The 1454-nt window shown below is 76.8% G+C and carries 1 protein-coding gene and 1 pseudogene; both read left to right on the top strand.

Features of this window, described 5'->3' with window-relative positions; genetic code table 11:
* Positions 1 to 485, top strand: a pseudogene (locus BHU15_RS40760) (hypothetical protein); the annotation flags it as partial.
* 44 nt (positions 486 to 529) lie between these two features.
* The coding region (locus BHU15_RS37745; protein ID WP_218028106.1) for a hypothetical protein at positions 530 to 1454 on the top strand (925 nt) is incomplete at its 3' end.

Below are 1454 nucleotides of genomic sequence, written 5' to 3'. Positions count from 1 at the left end.
GGCCGGACCGTGCTGCCCCGGCCCACCGGCACCGGCGAGGCCGGGGCAGCACGGTCCGGCCCCAGGACGTCGACCCGGCCGACGCCGACGAGGTCGGCGAGGGCGCGCTCACCGCCCTGTGGACCTACGACACCGCCGCCGACAGCGGGCCGCACGACGCCGGGCTGCGCGCCGCGGACGCGGGCTGGCTGACCGAGGCGTACGCGGACCGGCTGCGCGCGCACCAGTCGCAGTCGGTCCCCGGCGCCCAGTGGCAGGAGTGGGCCGAACACGGCGCCCGCACCGCCGTCGTACCGGAGAAGACCGAGGACGCGGCCAAGCCGCCCGACTCCGAGACCGAGGCGTGGCGGCAGTGGACCGTCACCGCCACCCCGGAGGGGCGCGAGGGGTGGAAGGGCGAGCCCGTCGTGTCGGCCGTCTACGTACAGCTCACCCGCGCGACGGCCGACGAGCCGTGGCGGGTCGCCGACGTCACCGTCCGCTAGGCCTGTTGACCGGGCCGGGAGTCCAACCGCACGGGAGAAACGTCATGTCGACGATGCGCGAGTCCGCCGATGTACCCGCCTGGCCCGTCTACGCCCTCACCGTGCACGACGACGGCCGGGTGCTCGCGTCGGGGCCGCTGATCGAGACGTCCGGGCACCCCACGCGCGCCGCCGCCATCGAGGTCGTGGCCGGTGCCGCCGGACGGCTCGGCCGTTCCGTACGGGCCACGGCCAGCGAACCGGACGGCGCTGTATGGCCGTTGATCGTGTCGCCCGACGGCGAGGTGAGCGAGGTGAAGACCGGCAGGCCGCGCGCCGCGGCGCCCAGGAAGCGCGCGGAGAAACGCCGCGAGAGGCGCCAGGAGAAGGACCGGGGCAGGCGCGCGGCGAAGAGCGCCGCGAAAGAGGGCTCGGCCGCAGCGCCCCGGCCCGGAGCGCCGGAGGGCGGCGAGGCGTACGCGGAGTCCCTGGCCCAGGTGACGGACCACCTCGACGCGGGCCGCACCGACGAGGCCCGGGCGCTCGCCACCCAGCTCGACACACAGGTCGCGGGTGTCCTCGGCGTCTCCCACCCCGTCGCGCTGGGCGTCCGCGAGGTGCGCGCCCGCGCGACCGCCGAGGCCGGGGACCCGGTCGCCGGCATCCAGTTGTACCGGGACGTGGCCGAGCGCTGGCACTACCGGGGGGACGCCGAACAGGCCGAGGCGGTGGCGGGCCGCGCCGAGAAGCTGTGGACGGGGATCACCGACGTGGAGCGGGCGCTGAGCGCCGGGGTCGCCGTGGTCCGGATGCGCAACCAGATCCCGGGCGAGGGCGGTGCGGCGCTCGCCTCGGTACTGGCCCACCGCGAGCGGCTGCTCCGGACACCCGTCGCGGAAGCGGCGCCGGAAACAACACCCGCCACGGCAGCGCCCGTTGCCGACGCGGGCACGGCGAAGGGGACGGAAGCGGTGGCGGGGAGGGGAGCCG

This window comes from Streptomyces niveus, assembly GCF_001723055.1.
GTDB classification, from domain to species: domain Bacteria; phylum Actinomycetota; class Actinomycetes; order Streptomycetales; family Streptomycetaceae; genus Streptomyces; species Streptomyces niveus.
This window is presented reverse-complemented; position numbering and strand designations above follow the sequence as displayed.